Here is a 4,029-nt window from a genome sequence, read left to right on the forward strand (position 1 = left end):
ATTTCGTTGTTTGTTTTGTATTGATGCGCAGCAATATTGTACACCTCGCCGGCCCGGCCCCTTTTCAAAACGGCCGCAATTGCCGCACAATTGTCTTGGACGTGCAGCCAATCGCGACTATTTTGGCCGTTTCCATAAATGGGTAAGGATTTTTCTTGGAGGCCGTGTGTGACCATCAGCGGAATTAATTTCTCAGGAAACTGATACGGTCCGTAATTATTTGCGGAACGGGTAATCGACACGTTTAGATTGTATGTCTTAAAGTACGATAGTGCCAAAAGATCAGCGCTGGCTTTCGTCGCCGAATAAGGTGAGCTTGGATTCAACGGGGCCGATTCGCTAAATTGCTGGTGTGGCAAAGAGCTGCCATAAACTTCATCGGTTGAAATCTGGACGAACTTATCGACGTTGAATTTTTTAGCGGCAGCCAACAAGACGCCGACCCCATCAAAATTGCTGTGGATAAACGCTGCTGGATTTAAGATGGAACGATCCACGTGAGACTCTGCAGCAAAATTCACAACCGCATTAATGTTAAAACCGTCAAAGACCGCTTCCACAGCACTGCGATCGGCAATGTCCCCTTCGACAAATTGATAGTGGGGATCTGCTTTGATATCGTCAAGATTATTCAAATTCCCAGCGTAGGTTAATGCATCAAAGTTGATCACATGATCGCTTCGGTCTTGCTTCAGCAGATAGTGAATAAAGTTAGCACCAATAAACCCGGCGCCACCCGTAACTAAAATATTCAAGCTGGACCTCCTTTTGAAACCCTTGTTAGACTCATTTTACAATATTTGACAACTGATGATACGACAATATCGCAAAAGACAACTTAAATAAGGCTGGAAAATCGTTTTGATACCCCGATTTTCCAGCCTTATTTGGATTCTTAATCATCAATTGCGTCTTCATTCACCCAATATTTTGTCGCTTTATGACTTGCCGAGACCCGAATTCTGTAAAAGTCTTCACTTTCACGCTCGCCGTCATCGTCACGATAGTAGGCCTTCGCCTTTTTATCCACGTATACCCGTTTGCCGGTCTGAGCTTTAATCTTTTTCCAGCTGTACGTGCGATTCTTTTTCTTGCTTCCCGGCACATACCGGTATAATTTTTCTTCACGATAATCTTCATCCAGAACCGTTTTAAAATTGACCGTCCGATACTTGATGCTAAATACCTTTGAGGCCTGGAAATATAGCGGCCGAATTGCCCCTTTGCCGGCATTGGAATCAGCTGTGTATTCAATATCAATATTTTTGCCGATTTTGTTGGCCTGAGCCGACTGCGTGGTTGAAATGTCAGCATTATGGGTGTGAATGCTGGCAGAAATTCCCACCATCGTCAATGGAATTAGTAGAAGCATTGCCGTATCGGTGAAAACTGATTTTGTCATTGTACGCACCCTCCCGTGTTAATTAGTCATTCATCCCTCAATTTGTCGTTATCTTATCTACACCATAATTTTATCTTAATATCCGATCGAAGTTGTGAAGAAAGTGTGAAGATTTTTAGCAGATTTATCGGCGACCGAATTGACCGCTTCATTTGGATTGATCGCAACAAAAAACCGGCGACTGAGTTAAAAGCGTGCACTTTTGACTCAGTCGCCGGTTTGGTGATTTCATATGATCGAACTAAAAGATCTGCTTCAACTTGATCAGCAGTCTACTTCATGTCATATGCCTTTTGGAACAACTGAACTAATTCTTCTTTTGTTCCCTTACGAGGATTCGAGAAGGCATTTCCGTCCTTCAAAGCATTTTCTGCCATCAATTCAAAGTCTTCCGGCTTAGCACCAATTGCCTTGATGCTACGTGGAATGTGGACATCGTCAGCCATCTGACGCATTGCTTTGATTGCCAATTCAGCTGCGTCTCTGGTTGATAAACCATCGGTATTTTCACCCATTGCCTTTGCTAATTCAGCAAATCGTTCTGGGCAGGCAACCAAGTTATATTCCTCAACAATTGGCAGCAGCATTGCACAGCAGACACCATGTGGTGCGTCGTATTGACCACCCAATTGGTGAGCCATTGCGTGAACGTATCCTAAATCGGCATTGTTAAAGGCCATTCCACCTAACATTTCAGCTTCGACCATCTTGGTCCGAGCTTCCAGGTTATGACCGTTGGCAACTGCTTCTCTCAAACTTTCTTCACACAATTTGATTGCTTCAATACATTGACCATCCGTAATTTCATTGCGGTTGGTTGAAACGTATGGTTCGATCGACTGAACAAACGTGTCCATTCCAGTAGCGGCAGTCAATCCTGCGGGAACGTCTAATTCCAGCATTGGGTCATTAAACGAAACCAACGGAACGTTTCGCCATGATACAACCACAAACTTTAATTTCGTCTTTTCATTGGTGATCACACAGTGACGGGTCAATTCTGACGCCGTTCCGGCAGTGGTGTTAACGGCCATCAGTGGTGGCAGTGGGTTCTCCAATGTTTCGATGCCGGCTAACTTCGTAATATCGTCGCCGTTTGTTAAAATAATTCCGGTTCCTTTTCCGGCATCATGTGACGAGCCGCCACCAACCGTGATAATACTGTCACAGTCGTTTTCTAAATAAACTTTTTTGGAAGCTTCAATATTTCGAATTTTTGGATTGGGTTCAACGCCATCATAGATTGCGTAAGGCACACCTGCTTCATCCAGTGATGCAAGGGTTTGGGCAACTGGGCCGTTGTCCATCCCCCGAAGGAACTTGTCAGTCACAATCAAAGGCTTCTTCATATTGAGCATCTTGGCACGATCACCAATCTTCTTAATAACCCCTTTACCAAAGAAGTTAACACTTGGCATTAAAAAATCGAAATTTTCTTTCATGAGTTCTTCCTCCTACGAAGTAAATAATTTTCTAACCGCTTTCATCCTAACACCTTGTGAAAAATATGTAAATAGGGGCAACAACTATTTCGATAAAATACGTTTTACTAAAACGGTGGCTAATTCCTTGTAAACAAAAGGTTTTTACCAGAAGCTCATTTACATCAGTGATCAAACGCCAGATGAATCAACACACGAAACAGCCAAGATTGTGAATTTTTAAACCATATTTGTCCGATACGTCATTGATTTTTCATGAAAATTATTCTACAATAAAATAAATTTTAATTTACTTAAGTGTTGATGAGAAGAGTAATGTTTTTAGGCCTGCCAAAGAGAGCTTTGATTTGGTGAAACAAAGCCTGGCCGAAAACATGAAGATGATCTCTGAACTCCGATGCGGTCAGTTGGCCAATTCGACGTCAGCAAGCGTTACTTTGCCGAGTATCCCACATTTTGGTGTGGCGTACTTATTGAGGCTGAAATTGTGAGATTTCAGTGAAGACAGGTGGTAACGTGCACAAAACCTTCACCCTGGATGATGTTGAAAGACATTATCTGGGATGAAGGTTTTTTTAATACATTTTTTAAAGGAGAGATTGATAATGACACAGAAACAATTTGACATTGATACGTTACTTGCACAGGCCGGAAACCGCGACAATAATGACCAGTACCACTCGGTTTCAACTCCGATTTACCTAACTTCCAACTTCCGCCATCGGGACTTGGAGGATGCCGAGACGTTTGATCCACATCAGCAATATTCTTATTCACGGCTTTCGACACCCACTCGCAGTGTTCTACAAAAAACGCTGGCAGAACTTGAAGGCGGCGCCAATGCCTTTGCGGTCAGTTCAGGAATGGCAGCGATTCAATTGGTGTTCTCACTCTTTAACTCTGGCGATGAAATCGTGACGTCAGACGATCTTTACGGTGGATCGTTTCGTTACTTCGATTATTTGGCCGAACACTATGGCATTAAATTTAGTAAGTGGAACGGTCAAGATTACGACGAACTAACTAAATTGGTGAGTACCAACACCAAGTGCGTCTGGCTGGAGACCCCTTCCAACCCAACCATGAAAATTATCGATATTCAAAAAGTCAGCGATATTGCCCATCGTGCCAACCCAAACACCCTTGTTTGTGTGGACAACACGTTTTTGACGCCTGTTTACCAAC

The 4,029-nt window shown here is 43.1% G+C and carries 4 protein-coding genes and 1 other annotated feature; of the genes, 1 reads left to right on the top strand and 3 read right to left on the bottom strand.

Annotation, left to right across the window (positions count from 1 at the left end; all coding sequences use genetic code 11):
• The 3 genes from AB3112_RS09075 to AB3112_RS09085 form a co-directional block, all read right to left on the bottom strand.
• The coding region (locus AB3112_RS09075) for a dTDP-glucose 4,6-dehydratase (RefSeq protein ID WP_367334339.1) at window positions 1-755 on the bottom strand (755 nt) is incomplete at its 3' end.
• 140 nt (window positions 756-895) lie between these two features.
• Entirely contained in the window at window positions 896-1,402 is a 507-nt protein-coding gene (locus AB3112_RS09080) for a hypothetical protein (RefSeq protein ID WP_057910761.1), read from the bottom strand.
• Between the two features lie 272 nt (window positions 1,403-1,674).
• On the bottom strand, window positions 1,675-2,844 hold the full coding sequence (locus tag AB3112_RS09085; protein WP_057910762.1) for an iron-containing alcohol dehydrogenase: 1,170 nt from the start codon (window positions 2,842-2,844) through the stop codon (window positions 1,675-1,677).
• A 291-nt stretch (window positions 2,845-3,135) separates the two neighbouring features.
• Window positions 3,136-3,384, top strand: a binding site (T-box leader).
• A 65-nt stretch (window positions 3,385-3,449) separates the two neighbouring features.
• On the opposite strand from AB3112_RS09085, the gene AB3112_RS09090 reads away from it, so the two are divergent.
• Window positions 3,450-4,029: aminotransferase class I/II-fold pyridoxal phosphate-dependent enzyme (locus AB3112_RS09090; RefSeq protein ID WP_367334340.1), on the top strand; the 580-nt coding region annotated here is incomplete at its 3' end.

The sequence above is a fragment of the Lentilactobacillus sp. genome (assembly GCF_040773105.1).
Lineage (GTDB): Bacteria > Bacillota > Bacilli > Lactobacillales > Lactobacillaceae > Lentilactobacillus > Lentilactobacillus parabuchneri.

What these genes read in the sequence shown, in the direction of transcription:
- AB3112_RS09085 (WP_057910762.1), bottom strand. Translation starts at nt 2,844, where the DNA reads ATGAAAGAAAATTTCGATTTTTTAATGCCAAGTGTTAACTTCTTTGGT.
- AB3112_RS09080 (WP_057910761.1), bottom strand. Translation starts at nt 1,402, where the DNA reads ATGACAAAATCAGTTTTCACCGATACGGCAATGCTTCTACTAATTCCA.